A 22,329-nucleotide genomic window follows, 5' to 3' on the forward strand; every position below is an offset into this window, starting at 1 on the left:
TTTTTTTCAATGCATTATAAGGAAACTTTTGGAGAATATATAAGGCGTATAAGAGAAGGCAAAGGATACCCTATAAGAAAAGTGGCAGCTTATTTAGATTTAGACCCTTCTACACTCAGCAAAATAGAACGAGGTGATCGATCTGCAAATAAAGAAATGGTTTGTAAAATAGCAGAATTTTTAGGAATTGGATTAAACGATTTAATGGTCGTTTTTCTTAGTGATAAGGTCATGTATGAGTTGAGGGATGAGGAATGCTCCAACTTGGTTTTACAACTTGCTGAAAAAAAGCTCCAATACGAAAGGCAAAAGCGGTACAAACAAGGAAACCTGGAAATATGACCTTAGCTGAAATAATAGAAGAAAAAAGGGTAGAAAGTCGGCTAAAGGAGTATCCTTATCTTAGGTATATGGGGAGCAAGCATAGGCTTGCTCCATGGATTTATGAAAATCTCAAGAATTTGGAATTTGAGTCAGCTCTTGATGCGTTTTCAGGTTCAAATGTAATTTCCTACCTATTTAAGCTGATGGGTAAAAAAGTTTACACTAATGATTTTCTTAATTTTTCTTCTTTAATTGGACGTGCATTAATTGAAAACAATGAAGAAATGCTATCCAAAGAGGATCTTTGTGTCCTTTTAGAGGAAGCTCCTAAAAGTGATCGTTTTATTTCTGAAACATTCCAGGGAATATTTTACAGCGAAGGAGAGTTGAATTTTTTGGATAAGCTAAGCTTTAATATTAGAAACTTGGATTCCAAGAATAAAATGGCTTTAGCATATGCTGCACTCTTTCGCGCATGTCTTAAGAAACAACCTAGAGGAGTTTTTACAGTGTCTGGAAATCTGGATAAATACAATGATGGTCGCAGAGATTTAAGAATCTCTCTAGAGGAGCATTTTCTTGAGCAGGTTGGCATTTACAATGAAATAGTTTTTGATAACGCCAAAAGTAATATTGCTTTTAATGGCAGTGTATTTGATTTTAATAACAGTCTTTATATTCCGGATTTAGTGTACATGGATCCTCCTTATGTTCCTAAATCTGATGATAATTGTTATGTAAAGCGATATCACTTCTTAGAAGGTCTTTCGAAATACTGGGAAGGTGAGGAAATTATGCATGAGACCAAAGTGAAGAAGATCAAAAAGAAATACACTCCATTTTCCTACCGACGGACAGCTATTGAAGCATTCGATGAGCTTTTTAAAAAATTCCGTAATAGCATTTTAGTTCTATCCTATTCCTCAAATGCCTTTCCGGATTTGGATATTTTAATAAACCTGATGAGTAAGTACAAACCAAATGTAGTCATTGAAGAAAAGCCACATAGATATCATTTTGGTACTCACTCCAAAGTCAAGAGGGCCTCTGTAAAGGAGTACTTGGTTATTGGAACGAATTAGATGGAGAGGCATATTCAAAATAAGGAGGGCCTAATTAATCTTCTAAGTGAAGTCAAAACAGATTGGAGAGATGATTTTTCTGAGAAGTTTGTAAAATTTCTGGCTGAGCTACCTTCTGATTCTCTTGTTGATGAAAAATTCATCATTAATATTATTGAGCAAGATTTTAAGAATGCAATGCTGCTTTTTAGGCTTGCATTAGAACAATCTAAAGATGAATTCACTGTCACCCTTAAAGCGTTGTTTTTTGATACAAAAGAGGGTTATGGAGTAAAAAAATTCAATTCTGATCCGACTGGATTTGTTAACAAGCTTTTAGAGTTTGGACTGGCTGAGAAGTTGACGTCTCTTTTTGAAAGTAACTTCACATGGAAAGATATTCTGATAGAAAGATTAAAGGGAGGTAGAGGAAGTGCGATAAAGGGTCAAACGAGAGGGAGAAATCTGGAAGATTTTGCTGAAGCTTTAGTTAGGGAGGTTTTTGATGACTATGATGCCAGGGTGAGTTTTATTGGTAAAGGTGGTGAAAGGTCAGCCAAAGCTGACTTTTGTATTCCTTCTAAAGAGCAGCCCAATATTATTATTGAATCAAAAGCATACGGTGCTACTGGGAGCAAACAGACAGATGTTATTGGAGATGTAGAAAAGATCATTAAAGAAAAGAGAAATGATACCTTTTTCTTGTTAGTCACTGATGGAGTGACATGGAAAGCTCGGCTGAGTGATTTCGATAAATTGATTGGTTATCAAAATGAGGGTTATATTTATCGAATATATACTCAGTCCATGAGTACTGATTTATTAGCGGATTTGCGGCAATTGAAGGTGGAATTGAACTTGTAGCATGCCCTCTAGAATTCCTTGCCAAATCATCCTTAACAAAAACCAAACGGCGAGATTCCCGGTTTCCGGATGATTGTTTTCTACCCCTACTCATCCTGTTCTTTTACAGTGTCTTTTGCTACATAAGTGGAAGCACGTACGGTGAAAATTTCGAGAAAAAGCCTCTCGAAAAAGCCCTTGAAAAGAAAACCATTGAATTAACTGAAACTTCCGGGGTGCCCCGATCAATCCTGTAGGACTTTCTGTGCTTTTTGCTGGATAATTTCGCTGACTGGGCGGTCTTCTATTTTACTTTCCAGCCACGAGATGATGTCAAAATACACAAACGCACGCTTATCATACTTGCTTTCAGACAGTTCAATCAGTTTTCCCCTGAGGTCTTCAAATCGGTTAACGAGCTCGCTTTGAGTCATGTTTTTGGAAAGACTCTTGATAAACTCAAGAATGTACTGTTGAAAAGAATGCAAGTCATGCTTTTTCAGAAGGAAGCGGTAAGTAGACCTTAAATAGTACTCGATGACGTCCTGATTCCCCAGCTCATAGTGCGTAATAAGGTTGATGATCCGGGCAAAAGAATGAACATCCTCGCGAATATCCTGGTCTCCGTAGTTGATGATCCGGTTCAGCCATTTCAGAGCATCTCTGTAGTTTCCGTTTCCAAAATACAGGCAGGCTATTTTGTAAAAGAGGACGAGCTCCGAGTGTCTGTCGAGCATGCCAATGTAACCTTCCAGCCTGGTCTCTATTCTCCTCAGGAGCCGTACCCCGCGATCAAAGTCTCCCACCATGAAGTAGCCGTTAAACTGATGAGCATAGCTGTACTTAAACAGCCGGATCTGAAGGTTCTCATTCAGGCGCACAAGCTTGTGGCTAGCCAGTGTCCTCAGGATTTTGTGTGTTTTCTGGAACTCATCGTAAAGGACCAGGCGTGATTGAGCATTGAGTAAATGATTTAAACCCCTGATGTACATTTCAAGATAATAGGCGGACCTGGGTGTCTCTTCAAACAGGTCTACCCATTTTTTTGCGTATAGGTATACTTTTTCAAAATCCTGGATAAAGCTGAAGTAATGGAGTTGTATATCGTACCAAAGCAGTTTTTCCCTGAAGGATAATTCTTCCTCATCCCAGTTTGGTAATTGAGCATTGAATATTCTGCTTATCCGGTCATAATCCTCCTTGTTGCGGATGTATCCTGTTCTCAGGTAGATGGCACTGAACTCTACTGACAGGTTGGTTAGGAGATTAACTCGTGAGATCCGGTCATTGATCTTATTGGCTTCCTCCACGATTTGATTGATCCTCGTCTGGTTGGTTTTGCCCAGAGAATATGGGAGAAGGTTCTTTTCCCACTTAAGAACCTCCAGGTGGAGTTCCAGGTTGTCGCTTTTACGCATGGCGCGTTTGACCTTTTGCAGAAGCTGATTGCTTTGATTGTATAAGCTTCGATCAAACAAGATCTGCACATAGTCAATTTGCTCACGAATGCTGATGTCCTCATTAGTGGAGGCGGTATATTCTTTCAGGCTCTGCAGCAATTTTTTGTAAAGGTGTGCTTTAAGGTTGCTGAACTGCTTCGGATTGATCCACTTATTTTTAGCAATGATACTGTCTTCATCAAAATCCTCGAGCTCATCCAGGCGGTCAAAAAGCAAAACGTATTTAGTATCCTCATTACTAAGACCTTTGTTACGAATTTTGAAATAGCGCTTTTCGCTCTTTCGCATCGACTTAATTAATGTAAAAAGATGATCGGATCTTATCTTAGACATTGTAATATATTTTCGCTAAATATATCTACATAATTAATATAATCCATTTTAGTTCCTGTAGAAATCGTAATTAAATTTTAATTAGGTTTTACTGTTGCCGCACTGACCTCTACATTAGAACCTTGAAAATTGGAGCATAAATCTGAGAGGAAGAATTTAATGGCAGGTAAAACGCTTTTTGAAAAAGTCTGGGATGCACATGTGGTTTCATCAAAGCCAGGGTTCCCGGAAGTTCTTTATATTGATAGACATTACATACATGAGGTTACATCGCCTCAGGCCTTTGATGGGCTTAGAAGAAGAGGTCTTCCGGTATTGAGGCCTGACCAGACCACAGCTACAGCGGACCATAATGTCCCAACCATTAATCAGCATCTTCCGATAGCTGAGCCACTTTCCAGGTTTCAGGTGCAGAAACTACGAGAGAATTGCGAGGAATTTGGAGTGGAGTTGTTTGACCTGGGGCATGAAAAGCAGGGAATAGTGCATGTGATAGGACCAGATCTGGGACTTACTCAGCCCGGCATGACGATGGTGTGCGGGGACAGCCATACTTCCACACACGGAGCATTTGGCAGCATCGCCTTTGGGATTGGTACTTCACAGGTAGAGCAGGTTTTAGCTACTCAATGTCTCTTGCAGTATAAGCCTAAGACTATGCGTATCGAGGTGAATGGTGCCTTGGCGAAAGGTGTAACGGCCAAAGACATTATTTTATACATCATTTCGAAACTTTCCGCAGCTGGCGGGACGGGATATTTCGTGGAGTATGCAGGATCTGCGATTACTTCACTTTCTATGGAGGCCCGAATGACCATCTGCAATATGAGTATCGAGATGGGGGCTCGCGGAGGGATGATTGCTCCGGATGAAACCACATTCGAGTATCTGAAGGGGCGTGAGTTTGCCCCAAAAGGCGGAGCGTGGGATAAAGCAGTGGCTTACTGGAAAACCCTGCCGAGCGACCCTGATGCTGAATATGATCGGGTAGAGGAATTTAATGCAGAAGAGATAGAGCCATGGATCACATATGGCACCAATCCGGGCATGGGCATGGGTGTTTCGCAAAGGATACCTGATGTGTCTGTAAATGGCACTGCCAAGGATATGGCCAAGGCCCTCAATTACATGGGTTTAGACCCAAATCAACCTTTGAAAGGAAAGAAGATTGATTACGTGTTTATTGGAAGCTGTACCAACTCCCGCATTGAAGATCTGCGAGCTGTGGCAGACTTTGTGAAAGGTAAGAAAAAAGCTGATGGAGTGAATGTGTGGATTGTGCCCGGATCGAAAGGTGTGGAGAAACAAGCCAAAGAAGAAGGACTTGATAAAGTTTTCACAGAAGCAGGTTTTGAATTGCGACAGCCGGGGTGTTCTGCATGCCTGGGTATGAATGAAGATAAAGTTCCTGCAGGCAAATATTGTGTAAGCACTTCAAATCGAAACTTTGAAGGGCGACAGGGTCCCGGAGCGAGGACCTTTTTGGTGAGCCCGCTGATGGCTGCAGCTGCAGCTGTGACGGGTGAAATTTCGGACATTAGAGAACTGATATAACATAATGGGATTTTCGAAACTGACATCCACAGGAGTACCCTTAGCGGTTGAGAATATTGATACGGATCAGATCATACCAGCGCGGTTTCTGAAGGCGACAACCCGGGAGGGTTTTGGGGATAACCTCTTCCGTGACTGGCGATATGATAATGATAATAATCCAAAGTCTGATTTTGTGCTGAATGACCCTACATACTCGGGTAAGATCCTTGTCGCCGGAAAAAATTTCGGATGTGGATCCAGTAGGGAGCATGCAGCCTGGGCGATCAAGGATTATGGATTTGAAGTGGTCGTGTCCAGCTTTTTTGCAGACATTTTTAAGGGGAACTCACTGAACAATGGCCTTTTACCTGTTCAGGTGACGGATGCTTTTTTGAATGAGCTGATCGAAACCATCGAAAAGGATCCCTCAGCAACAATGACAGTTGATCTGGAAGAAGAGAAAATCACGAATGATTCCACAGGAAGCGCTGAGAATTTTGAGATCAACGCATACAAAAAAATGTGCCTGATCAAAGGATATGATGATATTGATTACATCCTGACTGGCAAAAAAGAGATTGAAGCATTTGAACAACAGCAAATAAGATTTTAAATGGCAGATAAGAATATAGTTATACTAGGCGGAGATGGTATTGGTCCGGAAGTGACAGCATGGGGTAATGATGTTTTAAAAAAAATCGCTGAAATTTTCGGCCATACCTTCTCTTTTCAAAACCATTTAATTGGACATGCGGCCATTGAGGCTACCGGTGATCCGCTGCCTGATGAGACCCTGGAAGCCTGCAAAAAAGCAGATGCCATACTTCTGGGAGCTGTAGGTCACCCTATGTATGACAATGATCCTTCCAGGAAGGTACGTCCGGAACAAGGCCTTTTAAAGATCAGGAAATCGCTGGGGTTGTATACCAATATCCGGCCGATTAAGATCTTTGATGAGCTGGCTCATGCTTCCAGTATCAAGCCTGAGATTTTAAAAGGAGCAGACATTCTATTTTTCCGAGAGCTGACCGGAGGGATCTATTTTGGAGAGCCGAGATTCCGGAGTGAAGACGGAGAAGAGGCTGTGGATACCATGCGCTACTCAAAAATGGAGGTGCGCAGAATAGCGGAGAAGGCATTTGATGCGGCGATGACGCGCCGAAAAATTGTTCATTCGGTGGATAAAGCTAATGTGTTGGAGTCATCACGACTATGGAGAGAAACGGTAAACGAGGTTTCAAAAGACTATCCTGAAGTAACCCTCATTCATATGTTTATAGACAATGCTGCAATGCAGCTGATCAAGGATCCAAAACAGTTTGACGTAGTGCTTACCGGAAATATGTTTGGTGATATCCTGACTGACGAGGCCTCTCAGATTGCTGGTTCACTTGGTATGCTGGCGTCAGCTTCTGTGGGCGATAGCGTAGGCATTTATGAGCCTATTCACGGTTCTGCGCCGGATATCGCGGGACAAAATAAAGCCAATCCACTGGCTACAATACTTTCTACGGCATTGCTGCTGGATATCTCCTTTGGAATGAAAGAAGAAAGCCAGGCTGTGATCAATGCTGTAGATGCTGTACTGAAAGAAGGATACCGATCTGCGGATATCGCAGGTAGCAATACACCCAAAGATAAAATACTAACCACTGACGGTATTGGAGAGCAGGTATTAGCTCATATCAATGCTTCAGTGACCATTTAAAAACATTAATATCATGAGTGATAAAGTATATGTTTTCGATACCACATTGAGAGATGGGGAACAAGTCCCCGGTTGTCAGCTTTCCACCCCTGAAAAGGTCGAAATAGCCAAGGAGCTTGAGACACTGGGAGTGGATGTGATTGAAGCTGGTTTCCCTATTTCCAGTCCTATGGACTTCAACTCAGTGATCGAAATATCCAAAGCAGTTTCTGACCCGATCATATGTGCTTTGACCCGATCAGTGGAGAAGGATATTGATTTTGCAGCGGATGCACTCAAGTATGCTAAACGCAAAAGGATCCATACCGGCATAGGATCCTCGGATTATCATATCAAATACAAATTCAAAAGCGATCAGGATTCCATTCTGGAACGTGCCGTAGCTGCTACAAAGTATGCGAAAAAGTACGTAGAGGATGTGGAGTTTTATTGCGAAGATGCGGGAAGGACGGAAAATGAATACCTGGCTCGTATGGTGGAAGCCGTGATCAAGGCCGGAGCTACGGTTGTGAATATCCCGGACACTACGGGGTATTGCTTACCGGAGGAATATGGCCAGAAAATCAAATTTCTGAAAGAGAATGTAAAAGGAATTGACAATGCGATCATTTCCTGCCACTGCCACAATGATCTGGGTATGGCCACTGCCAATACCATGGCTGGAGTTCTCAATGGAGCTCGCCAGGTAGAAGTGACCATCAATGGCATCGGTGAGCGTGCCGGAAATACCTCTCTGGAGGAGGTAGCCATGATCCTGAAAACGCACAAAGACATTGATCTGCACACCAATATCAATAGCAAGCATATTTATGCTTTGAGTCTTTTGGTGAGCAAAATGATGCGTATGCCGGTGCAGCCTAACAAAGCGATTGTTGGTAGAAATGCTTTTGCACACTCTTCCGGAATCCATCAGGACGGTGTGATCAAAAACAGAGAGAACTACGAAATCCTCAACCCTGAAGACGTGGGCATCCCTCAGTCTTCTATCATTCTGACCGCCAGAAGTGGAAAAGCTGCATTGAAATACCACCTGACTCGTCTTGGATATGATCTGGATAATCAGCGTGTAGAGGAAATATATCAGCAATTTTTGAAAATGGCTGATGAGAAAAAAGACGTAACAGATGAAGACCTGATCATCCTGGTGGAAGGTGCACTTCCTGAGGGAGGAATCAAGTTTAGAAATGTTCAGATCATCTGTGGTGAATCTGTGTTTCCTTCAGCTACCGTTGAATTGGAAATCAATAAGGAGATTGTCCACTCCTCAGCTACCGGAACGGGGTCAATAGATGCCGCATTCCGTGCAGTAGATCAGATTGTGGGAGAGACTTTTGATATGGACGAGTTCCTGGTTCAGTCGATGGGTAACCGCAACGATGATGGAAAGGTACATTTGCGTGTAAAGCATGAGGACCAGCATTACATGGGCTTTGGTGTACATAAGGATGTGATCATTGCTTCGGTGAAAGCCTATGTAGATGCGATCAATAAAATAGCGTCAGTCAAAAATAAAGCTAGCATAAAAGCTAGTGCATAGTCCGATTTACGAGTAGTAGTGAAGAATGAGGGCCTTCCTGATGGGAGGCCTTTTTTGTGTTTCAAAATGTTTTATACTAAGATAGCACTTTGATTTTAATGTAATTGCAGCCTTAAAATGAAATTAAAATCTGTAGTATTAACGGGTCTTTTATCCCTGTTTTTTATTAAATCAGCGGCTCAAAGGAATTTTTTACCTGGGAAGCTGATAATGCCAAATCAAGATACTTTAACTGGGTATATAGATTATGGTGATAGGAGAGAGACTCCAAACAAAATCACATTTGCATTAAATCCGGATGGTAAAGGCAAGAAGTACTCTCCCTCAGAGGTACTAGGGTTTATGGTTAAAGATGAGGTCTATAGAAGTGCTGTTGTCGATACCGAAGGATCCCCTTATAACCTTAGCAACCTTGAGGAAAACTCTGAATTTAAAATCATTTCTAATCAAAATGTTTTTTTACTTCTACTAATCGGAGGACCAAAAAGTCTCCTCTTACACGCTGACAGAAATGGAAAAGAACATTTCTACATTCAAGATGATAGTGGTTATAGTTTGTTATTACATAAGAAGTACCTGGCTCCCTCTGGGGTGAAGGAGAAGTTAAACTACAAAGCTCAACTACACTCTTATCTTAATGATTGTTCTGGAATTATTCAGGAAATTGCTGCTTTTAAATATTCCCGAAAAGCTCTAATGAATCTTTTCATGGAATACTATGGTTGTGTCGACCAGGAAAAGCCTTATAAGCACACATTCCCCAATGCCAAAGTAAGGTTTGGAGTATTAGGAGGGCTGACTTTAACTGCTGTTTCTTTTGGGTCAGGTATCTATGATTATGTAGCCTATGCGGACTACTCAATAAGCACTAAGCCTGCCGGTGGTTTGTATCTTGATATTATTTTTCCAAGGAATAAAAAGCGGTGGTCTTTGAGAAATGATTTGACATATGTTTCCTTTCTATTGAATGGAAGGTATGAAGATATCAAGTCCGAGAATATCCACTATTATTACATATCCAAAATCGGGCTCTCATATTTAAAGATTTCCAGTTTATTAACGTACTCACAACCTGTAAGACGTATTTCAGTCTTTGCAAGGGTTGGGGTTTCTTATGGATTTGGAAGGAATGAAACAACCTATCTACGGCTTGAATCTAAGGTCTTTAGCAATGAGACCACTACTATACGAAGGCTACCTTATCCACTTAAACATTATGAAGCCGGTTTAGTAGCTTCAATAGGCTTAAGCTATAAACGTTTCTCATTGGAAGTAAGGGGTGAAAGTACAGATGGAATTTCAGATTATATGCCAACTTACCCCAATAGGGTCTATTTCCTGGTTGGTTTTCAACTATGATGATAATGTCTTTTCGCCTTATTACAATTAATGATACCGCTTAATGGTTAATCAAATTGTTCTAATTATCTTGCATTGGAAATGTTAAATAAAAACTCAGAAAAATGAAAAAACTATTATTACTAGCCTCATTTACTCTTGTTACGTTCTTTTCTGCAAATGCTCAATTGGATGTAAAAGGAGCATACTCATATGCATTTGATGCTGAAGAAGGAGGTTTAAACATTGGAGCTGTATACGGTATCACCACTGAGATTGATCTTGCCGCAGGGCTTACTTTTTATTTTCCTGAATCAGTTGGTGATTTAAATGTTGATTACTGGATGGTTGATGTCGATGGACACTATAATTTTAATGTAGCTACAGGCTTGAACTTGTATCCGTTGGCTGGTTTGAACTTTACTACAGGAAAAGTAGAAGGTTTTGATTCAAATACCGAGTTTGGTCTTAACCTGGGTGGAGGAGCTCAATTCCAGATTGTTGATCCACTTTCAGCTTTTCTTGAAATAAAATATATTATAGGTGATGCTGACCAGGGAGTGCTTGGAGTTGGGGTAGCCTATCGAATAAAATAGATTTCACTTATCCTATTTACAAACATAAGGAGCTTCGGCTCCTTTTTTTGTTTTCCATATATCCCCGGGAAGTAACCGTCTATCAATATTTCTTCTTTCACTGGTATTTTCTTCGTTAGCTTTCTGGTATGAAGAAACTTTATTGCCTGCTAGCCACCTTCTTGATTTTCTTTTCATCCACAGCTCAGGAAGTCTTACCGTATGCAGAAATCCCGTCTTACCCGGAGACTTTCACGGCAGAAACTGTAGCTGCGCGCATGGTTGATGGGCTTGGATTTCGCTATTACTGGGCCACGGAAGGCCTGAGATCGGAGGACCTTTCTTTCAGACCAAATAATGAAGCCCGCACAAGTCGGGAGACGCTGGAGCATATCTTTGGGTTAACCCAGGTGATTGTTAATTCCACAAGAGAAGTTTCTAATACTCGGATAGACATTTCCGAATGGACTTTTGAAGAGCTAAGGGCCAGGACGCTGATTAATATCGAAGAAACAAGCAATGCACTCAAAGCCTCCGGAGCTGACTTAGAAAACTTTAAGATTATCTATGGAGAAGGAGAAGATCGGGTAGAGTTTCCTTTCTGGAATCAGCTCAACGGACCCATAGCAGATGCATTGTGGCACATAGGTCAGGTAGTCTCTTTCAGGAGGTCTTCAGGAAATCCTTTTAACTCAAATGTGAGTGTTTTCAGCGGAAGGCTAAGAAAATAACGAGGTATTGAATCATAACTGTATAAAGTTCGACCTGTAAAGAGACAAATGTGGTTAATTAACCACTACTATCCGAATGATCTAATAGTGATTCACCATTTAAGTCAGTAGTCAGGTACTCACTCATAATATCAAAAAATGGCCTCATGGCAGTAAATGATCCGTTGATTCTTTCAGCCAGATTATCTGCCAACACTTCTTCATCAGTTAAATACTCGTAGACCAGGAACTGCTTGTGTCTGATTAGATCTATTGCCGGATCATCTACTGAAAAACCTTTCGGGCTGGTTTTTACTTTTTCTCCCTGGAGTTGTCCAAAACGTTCTTTGAACGGCTCACTCCGGATGACTGACCGCAAGTGATCCGGATCCTGGCTTATTTGCTTTCGGATATGTAACAGATCTCGAGAATTCGGGCCAAAGAAGCCACCTGCTACATAACTTTTTCCTGGCTCAATTTGATAGTAATAACCTCCCCTCAAATAATGCGTGGCTCGCTTAAAAGTACCTGACCAATAGGTTTTATAAGGCGTCTTATCCTTAGAAAATCTCACATCCCGATAAATTCTGAATGTCTTGCTGCCTCCGATCTGATCGTGACTGGCCATAAGCTTTCCTAAGTGATTATGGAATGCTCCAAATTCTCTCTTGAAATGTTCAAAGCGTTCTTTGTTTCTTTCAAACCATTCTCTTTTGTTATTTCTGTCCAGCTCGGTTAAAAATTCCAGATTTTCTGCGGATATCATTTTGCTAAGTTAGCGGACATCAGATTTATATGTGTATTATGGATCGTATAAGGGATTACTAAAGTGGATCTGGTCTCATTCAAAAAAGGGCTTCAGGGGATTCAAATGAGGGTGTTTTCAACGGAAGGTTGAGAAAAATAACGGAGGAACTATAGCCAATACGGAAAATCATTTCCAGTTCCTCCGTTAATCATGTGCTACTTAAAGCTTGATCTTTCTTCGCATCATTTTGAAACTAAACAACTGTGAAGAGTTACGTCTACGCCTTTAGACTTACCCTCATTATTCTAATGAATAATTTGACGAAAATACTGATTCTCAGTATTTTGTCAGGGTAAAACCGCTTTTGCTTAGAAAGATATCTAACCGTCTATCAGATAATGCAATAATAGGGTGATTAGGGAGACCGCAAACCCCTGAAATATTGGTAAAAGCTTGTCGGTATTTTTACGGAAAGTGTTACTTTTTAGCTCGATTTGTGTGGGTTCTCCGGGTTCAGGTTCCCCTTCTTTGCCGGATTGATTTCACGCTTTCTGCGATCACCGTCATAAATATCAAAAAACCTCCAATATATGTTCTCCCCGCAGGTATTTCGCCCAGAAAAATAAAGCCCAGCAAAGTGCCCAATAGTGGAGTCAAAGAGCTAATGACACTGACCGTACTAATGGTAAAATGTTTAAAACTCAGCACAAATAAAGTATGCCCGGTAGCTGTAGTCAGCAGCCCGAGTATCAGAAGCGGCTCCCACTGATGGATAATAGTGCCTGATTTGAATTCAAACAGGAAGATTACCGGCCAAAGTAACAGGGAAATGAAAAACAGCTGATAAAACATCAGTGTGATACCAGACTGGTCAGCTACTCTCTTTTTCAACAGGATATTTCTTACCGAGTAGGTCACTGCGGAAAAAACACCGATCAGGATGCCCAGTGTATAGTTATTTTCAATTGTCATCTCCGGAACCAGAAATGAAACACCGGCCAGGGCTACAATACCCAAAAGCAAACTGCTCAATTGAAACCTGGTTTTTAGGATGATGGGTTCTAAAAGTGAAGTAATCACCGGATAGGTAAAGAGGGACAGCATTCCAATGGCCACATTCGAAAGCTTCAACGAATAGAAGTAAGAGATCCAGTGCGTCCCCAGTAACAAAGCGCTCCCGAAAATGGTCCAGAAGTGTCTTTGTCTGCCTATTTTCATGCTGAGGTTGCTAAACTTTAAAAATGCAAAAAGGGCCAAAGCCCCGATCACACATCTCAGCCAAATGATCACCGGTGGAGGAAGCTCAATGTAACGACCAAGGGTTCCGGAGCTGGACATGATGACAATGGCCAGTCCGAGCTGGAGAAATTGCGATAGGTGGTTGTTCATGAAGGCACAAAGGTAAACTTAGAAGCTTACTCTTTTTCAATTGGCTAAGTAGAAATGCAGACTTTAATTGTCCGTTATTTTTTAAATTACGTAAAATGAGTTTTTCACTGCCAGAAAGATTAAAGGGAACATACTTTGAATTAGATTTCAATTATTTCAAAGAAGAACTAAGCGTTCTTAAAAAACCCAAAGGTTGGTATGAGTTAGTTTTACCATTCTTATTTCTATTTTTCCTCAATGATCATATTCAAAGAATAATAGCTAGTTCTGGTTGTCTTGAAATATTTTCATCGGTTGAAGCGGATTTGTCTGATCGACTTTTATTGTTAATCCCTTTTGGCTTGATAGGATGGTCATTTTTTCTACTTGGTAAAAAGCGAATTTTTGCCCCAAGGCTAGTTATCTACCTTTCTGTTTTAATTGCTTTTTCTTGGTGCTTCTCCTATAAAAGTTCAAGTTATTGGGATCCAATCCCTTTTCTTGAAGGTTCCAATCTGCTTATACTCGATATTTATTTATGTACACCATTTTTTTGGATATTAGGGTACATCCCATCTGGAAAGAGAAAACGACAATCCTACGACTCTAATTTGTTTCACGAGGATAATGAATTGGAAAACTTGAGTGAAGTAAATGAGGCCAGAACAGAGTTAGCAGCAGATTTGGCTGATAAATTACAAAGTCAGCAGTTTGATTCAACTTTTACAATTGGAGTAGTAGGGCCCTGGGGTTCTGGTAAATCAAGCTTTTTGGTAGAGTTGAAAAGATATTTTCAAGAGAATACACTACTCATAGATTTTAAACCAACTGATTATGAGAAAGGGTTTGCAAAAAAAGGGTTCTTTAAAATTCTTAGAACTGATTTAGACAGTTATGATACGAATATAGCACTATACCTTAAAAGATATGCCAATTTGATTTCACATTATTCGGGAGGTTTTCTATCAAATCCTGGTTTTCTAATCAGTTCGGAAAGCTCAGAAAAACTAAAGGAAGAAATAGAAAATGCTATTCATAGAATTGGGAAGAAGGTATATGTTTTTATTGATGATTTGGATAGGATAGACCGTGAGGAAGTTAGAGAGATATTTACACTGATTAGAAACAACGCTGATTTTTCAAACTTTCACTACATCATTGCATATGACAAGGACCGATTATCAGAACAGCTTGGCTCTAAAATATATCCAGACAAGTATGTGCAATTTGAAATATATCTCCCTGCCATAAACCATGAGCAAATACGGTCCGAATTTATGGGCAGAGTCTTGCCTCTTGAGTGCAGGAATGAAATAATAACGGAAAAGTTAAAAGTAGACTTAGAGAGGGCAGTATCAGATAGCAATTACTTTAAAGAACAGATACGAACTGGAAGAGATGTGATTCGGTTGGCGAATCATTTTAGGTTTGAGTACCAATCCTTAAAGGATACTGTTGATGTTTACACATTCTTAGAAGTAATGATTTTGAAACTGAAGGAGAGCGATGTTTATGCGGATATATCCTTGAATTCAGATAAGTATTTCGAATTTGATAAAGAGGTATCCTTTAAATGTGAGGGAAATAAATTGAGATCAAACCTGGACGAATCAACATTTCTTTTTCAAGCTCATAAAGAGCAGCAATCAGTCTTAAAAAGCATTTTTGAACCACCAAAGTCTCCATTCTCTATTCTTCAATCAAATCATTTTCATCATTATTTTAACCTTGAAGGATTAGCAGGTATTCCATCATACTCCTTATTCAAAAATCTCTTCAATAGAGTCGATCAAAGCCCTAATAAACTGAAGGAATTCATTTTAAAATTCCCTGAGAGGAGTCTTGAGTTTATTAATAATGAGAGTGATGAGATCTTGAGAATTAAGGCATATTTTCTTTACATCAATAAAGAAATTCATATAAATTATTGGAATGATGCTTCGTCTCTAATTGGCAAAATACTGATTTTAGGCAAAGGCACTCAAGGCGAGATTGCCTCCTTTATTATAAAGAATTTACCGGAATCTTCTAGGGCAATATCACTATTTAAATATATCCTTAATAATCAACCTGGCTATTTCAATAAATATCCAAAGTTCCATGAAATATTTAAAACCATCTTATTGAAAATTGATTTTTCTCGCAAAGAGAATATATCTGAGGGTGAGTTTAAAGCCCTCATAGAAATAGCTCAAGAGTCTAAGTCTTCTGGTATTGAATTTCCGTATCTAACAGACCGGTTCATAATGTGGCTTAAAGGAAATGAATGCCAGTATTTCTTAAGGGAATTTTTAGCAATAGATAAGTATAATTGTTACTCATTGAAATCTACAATTTCACTTATTAAACCTTATATTGAGACCATTGATCCAAAAAGTGTTTTTAGTCCAGTAAAGGAATTTAAGAATTTTTTGGAGTTGCATAATCTTATTAACACCGATCATGAGGAAATCTATATACCCTTTCGTTTTGCAAGAATATCCGATGCTTCCAACGCTTACTATAAGAAACAGCTCCTATTGTTCCAGTTTAGCCCTCATTTATCAAAAGTTAAACTTCATAATCAGTTGAAAGAATTTTTTAGTGGTGTTGAAGGAATTGAGGTCCTTACTTATAAAGAAGTGCCATTACTTACTATTATTTGGCCTACCGCAGAAAGGGGTTTACATCATTTAACTCAAGATATTTCAAATAGGTTGTTAGATCTATTGAATCAGCAATTTGGAAAAAATGGAGAGATTCGTCCAGTAGACTATGATAAAGTCTCTTTAGAGAATAAAGAGCCAATTATTGTGGAAAAGGATACTGAAACCGTCCTTTTTTATTTGGTTCAAGCTGAACCCAACCTAGTAAAATAAACTAGAACTTTTGAAACACTATCCGGTTTTCCCTTCCGGTCATCCTGATTACCAGGTTCGTTCCGGTGACCTGCGTATCAAATTCCTCGTCGTTAAGGATCACCTTATTTCCATCATCAGGGAGTATGAGACGGATATTCCAGTCCGGTTGGGTCTGAGTAATGTGATACCCCTCCTTGGTTTTTGAGAAGGAAAGTGTGTCTGAACCCACCCTGATATTTTTTAAGCTTACTTCTTCCCACCCAGAGGGCATCATGGGTTGAAAGGTGACCTCTTTATTGGCTGCATCAGGCAGGACCCCAAAAAACTGCTCAACAATAGGAGTCGCTACCGCATAAATATTCCAGGCCTGGGCCACCATGCCGTAATCGGGACTTACCTCGTACATGGATCCAGGCAAGGCGTAGCTGAAACTGTTGGTAAGGTTTTTCAGATAACCCAGAGCCTCATCAGGATTGCCGTAGTTGGCTTCAGCAATTGCCTGAACACCTGTTGGTAATGTCATGACCGCACCTACATAGCTGAAAGCTTGCCATTTGGATGATTCTTCCTGTCTCTCATCCCGGTCAATGCCTGTAACATACATACCAAACCGGTTTGTGTATTTTCGGGCCGTTTCCAGCGCTTTTTCTGCTTTGTCAGGTGTGGCAATACCCAGCTCAAGTGGTGTGTTCACCACCCAGTTGTGATGGACTACATGGCCCCGGATCCTGTTATCGCGTAGACGCCCAATACGCGCTTTCGTTTGCCGGAGCTCTTCCACCGCCCAGGGTTTGTCCAGCGTGTCAGCGCGTATTATAGCATCATTGATCAGTTGCAGGGTTTTTACCCGACTGGCTCTGAAATCAGCAAACGTATTGGCCGGGGCTACCCACCATTCTTTATTGATGCGCTCCATCAGCTCGGTAGCCCCGGAAGCGTATTGGCCGGACAGCTCCTGGTCACCCATCAGCCTGGCAATGTTGCTTGCCGCAGAATACGCCGCCTGCATGTAAGAGACAACATCTATCATTTCTGAGTGTAAACCATGGATCTCCATCATGCCGGCACCATCAGGGTACCCATTGCCGTCTTCATCCTGATCTTCCAGCCATTTGATCCCGCTTTTCACATCAGGATATGCGTTTTTCAGGAGTTCGGTATCACCCGTCCATTGGTAATACTTCCATAAAACGTGGATGAAATAGGGCGTGGTATTAAGATTGCCGGGGTTGAATACCACGCCATTTGTAGAGGCTTCATGCATGATATGGGCATCTTTATTTACCTTTCTCGAAAGCTCCAAAATAAGCTCAATGGTAGCTTTCACCTCTTCATGCTGGCCCGTGGCTAACCATCCCTGAAGGGAATAAGTGTTATCTGTGCCAAACCACCAGGGGTAGTCCGGTATACCTGCCGAAAGTCCTCGCCCTTGTTCAGGAACGTCTCTGATCAGCCAGTCTGTGTTGTATTTCGTCCAGGTATAGAGTTCTTCCAGTCTTTGATCCGGTATATCCAGTTGTGCAGTTTTTTTTATCTCTTCATACCGGGTTATTTTATCCTGCAGGAGCTCGTTATATTGATTTTTGAGCTGTTTGTATGTTTTGATGGCTGCTTCTTTTGACTGATAGGAACCTGAGATAAAGTATCGGACAGACTTTGAACTTCCCGGAGCGAGGCTGGTTTCAAAAGATACCATCGGGTCCACTCCCAGGCCTTTTCTCTTATAGCTGCAGTCTGAGTAAGGTTTTTGCCATTTATTAATGGTTCTGTCTGCCCCAAATAGGGTATACCATTCATTGAGAGAATCCTTCGCAATCCATACCTGCATTTCCTTATTGTATTCGATCAGGTCTTTTCCATCTGTTATTCCTATACTATCCGAAAGCCATACAGGTCTCAGGTCCACCATGCCCGTAAACTCCACGGCCAGGTTTTCTGTCTTTTCTCCGTGATTGGAGAGGGTATATTCAATAACCATCCCTTCTACGCCATCCGGTACGAATTGTACACGAGTGGCTGTCATATTCTTACCGATGGAAAATTCATGTCTGTTGGCTAAGGGATAATTGATAAATTGTTCTGCTTCCGTAATGCACCAAAAATTTTCTCCATTGCTGATGCCCAGTGTAAACCCATCCATCAACTTAATGGGGTGGTCCCAGATACCGCCCATTTCACCTTTCACATGCCATCCTAAATCCGGGAAACTGCCATCCTGATGCCCGACGGAATACAACCGATCACCTGCAGTCACATAAGGGCTTTCCAGGTATTCTGATTTCCCGGGGATGGATTCCAGCTCAGAGATCTGGCTGAGTAGTGTGGGCTTTTCTATCAGCTCTTCAGGAGCCGAGCAGGAAATGGAAATAGCGAGAATAGCTACAATGATCAGGTATTTCATCGTCAGTGGTTTGTGAAATCATGAAGATAAGGATTTTGCATGAAATTCGGGACATTGGGTTGACTACTTCAAATTGCCGGTTGTAGTACTGAAAAATAGTTTGGACATCTGTTTTGCTGGAAAAGCTGAGATTATGGTTTTGGACATGAAGTTTCAACCATTTGGTTGGGCTGACAGATGAAGTGCATGAAACAGTTAAAGTGAAGTCCTTGAAGGGAACTTCATCAAATGATAAACCTGACTTAAAAAGCAAGAGGTGTGCAGACCTCTGAAAAATTAACAGAGGTTTGCACTTAAAGAATTTAGGTAGGGTTTTCTTGAATTAATTTGTCCAGAAACTTAAGATGAGCCAATTCTTTTATCACACCGGATCTTATAACCAGAAATAAACCAACCAGTATTATCAGGTATCCTATATCCATCATGTAGATCCAGAATGGTTCAAAGTAAAGAGAAAACTCAGGAGTGAGCATGTAGAATCCAATGGAATACAGGAGCACTATGGTGAGCGTAACCGGTCCGTGAATTCGTTTTCTCCATTTGTAAAACGTGCTCGTCATTTTAGCCAGGTCTAAAGATGAGTTGCTGTAATCAATGTTTCTGGCTTTTGAGTGACTTATTGTTTCGATCAAAATACGAACCAGTAGCCCTCCGATCATGAAAGTGATACCAATGCGACTCATCGTCTCCTGCATGGGAGCCACAAAGTAAAAGAATGCGGCTAGTCCCAACACCACTATTGCAAGGATAAGAATGTTTAGAAGATGTTGTTTTTTGGCAAAGCTGTGGCTCTTTTTAGCTTTTTGAAGCATAGCTTCACTGCTTGCCTTTGAAGGCTGCTCAGCTTTAGCTGCTGACCAGTTCTTTTTCAGGTTTTCAAATGTATTATCCATTTTGGCTTAATATTTTATTTAATCGTTCCTTAATTCTTGAGATTTTTACTCGAAGGTTACCTTCTGATATTCCCACGATCTCTGCGATCTCGGGATAAGCTACTTCCTCAAGGACCAGCATGATCACGATCCGGTCCATCTCTTTCAGCTGACCAATAGCCTGGTATAGCTCCATGAAATGGTGATCTTTCATTTCTTCCTCTTTGACTTCATTGTAGCTATCGTGAAGGTCCCTAAAGTCCCCCTGGTTTTTCTTCCGGATGTTGAGCAGGCAGGTATTTACACAGATCCGGTATATCCAGGTTTTTGGTGACGAGGCTCCTCTAAAAGAAGGGAGAGCTCCCCAGATCTTCATGAAAACTTCCTGCGTGAGATCATCAGCTTCAGGTTGATTTCCTTTCGAGTAACCAAGACACAGTGTGCGCACCATGTCCTGGTATTGTTCATAATAAGCTTTGAATTGATCGCTGTAATCCATTTTACTGTTTTAGAAAGCTATTTACCTGATCGTAAAACCACTCCGGCTGGTCAAACATGATGAAGTGTTTGCTGTTCTGCGCAATTCTGATCTCTTTATTTTTTAGTTGGTCAAATTGGCCGTTTACAGTTTTCAATGCCTCGTCTTTTGTTGGAAAATCTGCAGCCAAAACTAAAACAGGTGCTTTGATATTCTTTAATTTATCTCTTAGATCCAGTTTTAGGAGGTCTGTATATCCGTAAACATACGTTTCGCGATCGGATTGCAAAATCCAATCGATCAAGGTGCCAAATTTTGAAGGCGTGTTTGTCATGCCCTGAGCCATATATCCGGCTGTTGCACGCATTGCAGAATCCCCCATAGCCATCATCTGCTGACTGTAAGGATTTTCATATTGGATCTGATCAGCAGATAGCTGTGGCATCACCACCTCCCGGATACAGGGGAGTGCATCCACAAGGATCATTTTTGTTATTCGATCGGGAGCTGCTGAGGCGAGATCAATGGCCAGCATGCCGCCCATGCTGTGTCCGATTAAAATTGCCTCTTTGATATCTTCCTTTTCCAGGTATGCAGTTATCTGATCACTGAGGGTTTGGTACCATGGCAGTTCTATAGCAGGCACTCCACCAAATCCGGCATAAGTAAATTGGTAAGTTTTGAATTCTTCTTCCAGTGCATTGATTGTAGGGTCCCAAACATCTCCAGGAGTTGTAAATCCCGGCAAGAAAATAATGGCCTGACCCTTTCCTGACTTTTCAACCTCAAAAGCCTCAAATGTCTGGCTGTATGAAGAGATGCTAAAAAGTAAGGTGATTGCTAAAAGTGTAAATCGTTTCATTTTCTAAGTTTTTGTTGACTTAGATAAGGTTTGCTATGATTTGTTACACTCTGGCAGAAAAAAGTCACTAAAAACTACAATTAAGGTAAAAATATTTAACAGCTTGGTTGTTTTTAAAAATATATTAACTACGTTTAAGGTAAATATATCTGACTATGGGTAAATATCAACTTGGAGAATTTGAAGAGATCGTACTGCTGACGGTAGCTATACTGCATGGAGAGGCATATGGTATAGCCATTATTGAGGAGATGGAAGAGCGCCTCAACCGGAAAGTGAGTATCGGGTCACTGCAGACCGTGCTGAGGAGGCTGGAGAAGAAAGGTTACCTCAAATCGGAATTTGGAGAAGCCACAGCAGTACGTGGAGGAAAGCGTAAGCGTTTCTTTTCGCTTACTCAATATGGGGCAACTGTACTTAAAGAAACCAAAGAGCAGCGCATGGGTCTTTGGAGTGCTGTTCCTGAATTCGTGTTTGGTAAATAGAAATAAAGCATTGTATGAAAAGTTTAAGGTTATTTTTTTTGACTGTTTTTTTATCAGGTGTCTTTGCTGCACAGGCTCAGCAGGGTGTCAATTTCGAAAGTGGAGATTATTTTCAGGTTTTAAAGTTGGCCAGGGAGCAAGATAGGCCTGTTTTTATAGAGTTCGGTGTTCATTGTGGGTACTGCTACAAAATGAAAAAAGAGGTTTTTTCTGATGAAAGAGTCGGAAAGTTTTACAATGAAAATTTCATTAATCTGATCGTTGATGAGCGTACGCCAATAGGTCGAGATTTTGGAGAAAGGTTTAATGGCTATAGCTATCCTACCTATTTTTACCTGGACCCTGATGGTAATATTATTCATATAGCAGCTAATTATAAGTCTCCTGATAAGATCATCAAGGAAGGACGAAAGGCATTGTCTGCAAAGACATATAGGCCTTTTGGTGTATGGTGGAACAAATTGAAGACGCGCAACAAACAAATTTATTCCCTGTTCAATACTGCTAACCAGGCTTTTGTGTCGCTCGTGGGCTTGTCTGGTGAGTACTCGGATGAAAACCTGGGGTTGAGTGCCTTTTCAAACCTTCAGGGAGACCTCAGTTCAGCCAACGTGATGGTTAATAAATCGCTTGAAATAGAGGAGTACTACTTCAATACTTTCGTGGCGGCCCTTGTCTATTACTTAGATAAAGATTACAAAAAAGCGGTGATGTATGCAGAGAAAGCACTTTATGCCTTTCCTCACCATCAGGGTACTATAAGAAAGGGGGTGAGGGACAAGCTTCTGAAGGAGCTGATCCGGGAATCCAGGATGTATGCCTCCACCAACTAAACACATTGGCTGATGAA

The 22,329-nt window shown here is 40.8% G+C and carries 20 protein-coding genes; 13 read left to right on the forward strand and 7 right to left on the reverse strand.

Annotated features, from left to right (window positions below):
- Positions 1 to 9 precede the first annotated feature (9 nt).
- From AC3E9V_RS04385 to AC3E9V_RS04395, 3 genes are read left to right on the forward strand one after another with little or no spacing between them, the layout of a single operon-like run.
- Positions 10 to 342, forward strand: a complete 333-nt coding sequence (locus tag AC3E9V_RS04385) for a helix-turn-helix domain-containing protein (protein ID WP_488751972.1) — start codon at positions 10 to 12, stop codon at positions 340 to 342.
- Positions 339 to 1,406 carry a DNA adenine methylase gene (locus tag AC3E9V_RS04390; protein WP_488751973.1) on the forward strand — a complete coding sequence of 356 codons (1,068 nt, stop codon included), beginning with the start codon at positions 339 to 341 and terminating at the stop codon, positions 1,404 to 1,406. Before AC3E9V_RS04385 ends, AC3E9V_RS04390 begins: the two co-directional genes overlap by 4 nt.
- Complete coding sequence (locus AC3E9V_RS04395) at positions 1,407 to 2,249, forward strand: DpnII family type II restriction endonuclease (RefSeq protein WP_488751974.1); 843 nt, start codon at positions 1,407 to 1,409, stop codon at positions 2,247 to 2,249. It begins immediately after the preceding gene.
- Between the two features lie 224 nt (positions 2,250 to 2,473).
- Here the strand turns inward: AC3E9V_RS04395 and AC3E9V_RS04400 are convergent, their stop codons facing one another.
- The gene (locus AC3E9V_RS04400; protein WP_488751975.1) at positions 2,474 to 4,021 is read right to left on the reverse strand and encodes a hypothetical protein; all 1,548 of its coding nucleotides are present in this window, start codon (positions 4,019 to 4,021) and stop codon (positions 2,474 to 2,476) included.
- A 159-nt stretch (positions 4,022 to 4,180) separates the two neighbouring features.
- Between AC3E9V_RS04400 and leuC the strand changes: the two genes are divergently transcribed.
- The 7 genes from leuC (at position 4,181) to AC3E9V_RS04435 (ending at position 11,446) form a co-directional block, all read left to right on the forward strand.
- Entirely contained in the window at positions 4,181 to 5,575 is a 1,395-nt protein-coding gene (leuC, locus tag AC3E9V_RS04405; protein ID WP_488751976.1) for a 3-isopropylmalate dehydratase large subunit, read from the forward strand.
- A 4-nt stretch (positions 5,576 to 5,579) separates the two neighbouring features.
- Complete coding sequence (gene leuD / locus AC3E9V_RS04410) at positions 5,580 to 6,170, forward strand: 3-isopropylmalate dehydratase small subunit (protein WP_488751977.1); 591 nt, start codon at positions 5,580 to 5,582, stop codon at positions 6,168 to 6,170.
- On the forward strand, positions 6,171 to 7,265 hold the full coding sequence (gene leuB, locus AC3E9V_RS04415) for a 3-isopropylmalate dehydrogenase (protein ID WP_488751978.1): 1,095 nt from the start codon (positions 6,171 to 6,173) through the stop codon (positions 7,263 to 7,265).
- 13 nt (positions 7,266 to 7,278) lie between these two features.
- Positions 7,279 to 8,802 (forward strand): 2-isopropylmalate synthase, encoded by a 1,524-nt coding sequence (locus AC3E9V_RS04420; RefSeq protein ID WP_488751979.1) that lies wholly within the window; start codon positions 7,279 to 7,281, stop codon positions 8,800 to 8,802.
- Between the two features lie 117 nt (positions 8,803 to 8,919).
- The gene (locus AC3E9V_RS04425) at positions 8,920 to 10,161 is read left to right on the forward strand and encodes a porin family protein (protein ID WP_488751980.1); all 1,242 of its coding nucleotides are present in this window, start codon (positions 8,920 to 8,922) and stop codon (positions 10,159 to 10,161) included.
- Positions 10,162 to 10,265: 104 nt separating this feature from the next.
- Positions 10,266 to 10,736, forward strand: coding sequence for an outer membrane beta-barrel protein (locus tag AC3E9V_RS04430; RefSeq protein ID WP_488751981.1), 471 nt, complete (start codon positions 10,266 to 10,268; stop codon positions 10,734 to 10,736).
- A gap of 128 nt (positions 10,737 to 10,864) precedes the next feature.
- The gene (locus AC3E9V_RS04435) at positions 10,865 to 11,446 is read left to right on the forward strand and encodes a hypothetical protein (RefSeq protein WP_488751982.1); all 582 of its coding nucleotides are present in this window, start codon (positions 10,865 to 10,867) and stop codon (positions 11,444 to 11,446) included.
- 58 nt (positions 11,447 to 11,504) lie between these two features.
- On the opposite strand, the gene AC3E9V_RS04440 is transcribed toward AC3E9V_RS04435, so the two are convergent.
- Both AC3E9V_RS04440 and AC3E9V_RS04445 read right to left on the reverse strand, forming a co-directional pair.
- Positions 11,505 to 12,191: a DUF2461 domain-containing protein gene (locus tag AC3E9V_RS04440; RefSeq protein ID WP_488751983.1), complete on the reverse strand. Its 687-nt coding sequence runs from the start codon at positions 12,189 to 12,191 to the stop codon at positions 11,505 to 11,507.
- 495 nt (positions 12,192 to 12,686) lie between these two features.
- Positions 12,687 to 13,562: a DMT family transporter gene (locus AC3E9V_RS04445; RefSeq protein ID WP_488751984.1), complete on the reverse strand. Its 876-nt coding sequence runs from the start codon at positions 13,560 to 13,562 to the stop codon at positions 12,687 to 12,689.
- 95 nt (positions 13,563 to 13,657) lie between these two features.
- On the opposite strand from AC3E9V_RS04445, the gene AC3E9V_RS04450 reads away from it, so the two are divergent.
- Positions 13,658 to 16,399 (forward strand): KAP family P-loop NTPase fold protein, encoded by a 2,742-nt coding sequence (locus tag AC3E9V_RS04450; RefSeq protein ID WP_488751985.1) that lies wholly within the window; start codon positions 13,658 to 13,660, stop codon positions 16,397 to 16,399.
- A gap of 1 nt (position 16,400) precedes the next feature.
- On the opposite strand, the gene AC3E9V_RS04455 is transcribed toward AC3E9V_RS04450, so the two are convergent.
- The 4 genes from AC3E9V_RS04455 to AC3E9V_RS04470 all read right to left on the reverse strand — a co-directional run bounded on the left by AC3E9V_RS04455 (position 16,401) and on the right by AC3E9V_RS04470 (position 20,994).
- The gene (locus AC3E9V_RS04455) at positions 16,401 to 18,782 is read right to left on the reverse strand and encodes an alpha-L-rhamnosidase-related protein (RefSeq protein ID WP_488751986.1); all 2,382 of its coding nucleotides are present in this window, start codon (positions 18,780 to 18,782) and stop codon (positions 16,401 to 16,403) included.
- 302 nt (positions 18,783 to 19,084) lie between these two features.
- Positions 19,085 to 19,675 carry a hypothetical protein gene (locus tag AC3E9V_RS04460; protein WP_488751987.1) on the reverse strand — a complete coding sequence of 197 codons (591 nt, stop codon included), beginning with the start codon at positions 19,673 to 19,675 and terminating at the stop codon, positions 19,085 to 19,087.
- Complete coding sequence (locus AC3E9V_RS04465; RefSeq protein ID WP_488751988.1) at positions 19,668 to 20,153, reverse strand: RNA polymerase sigma factor; 486 nt, start codon at positions 20,151 to 20,153, stop codon at positions 19,668 to 19,670. Before AC3E9V_RS04465 ends, AC3E9V_RS04460 begins: the two co-directional genes overlap by 8 nt.
- Before the next feature lies 1 nt (position 20,154).
- On the reverse strand, positions 20,155 to 20,994 hold the full coding sequence (locus AC3E9V_RS04470; RefSeq protein WP_488751989.1) for an alpha/beta fold hydrolase: 840 nt from the start codon (positions 20,992 to 20,994) through the stop codon (positions 20,155 to 20,157).
- 155 nt (positions 20,995 to 21,149) lie between these two features.
- Here AC3E9V_RS04470 and AC3E9V_RS04475 point away from each other — a divergent pair, with 155 nt between their 5' ends.
- Entirely contained in the window at positions 21,150 to 21,479 is a 330-nt protein-coding gene (locus AC3E9V_RS04475; protein WP_488751990.1) for a PadR family transcriptional regulator, read from the forward strand.
- A gap of 14 nt (positions 21,480 to 21,493) precedes the next feature.
- Positions 21,494 to 22,312, forward strand: a complete 819-nt coding sequence (locus AC3E9V_RS04480) for a thioredoxin family protein (RefSeq protein WP_488751991.1) — start codon at positions 21,494 to 21,496, stop codon at positions 22,310 to 22,312.
- Positions 22,313 to 22,329 lie beyond the last annotated feature (17 nt).

It is taken from the genome of Marinoscillum sp. HNIBRBA16962 (genome assembly GCF_057801515.1).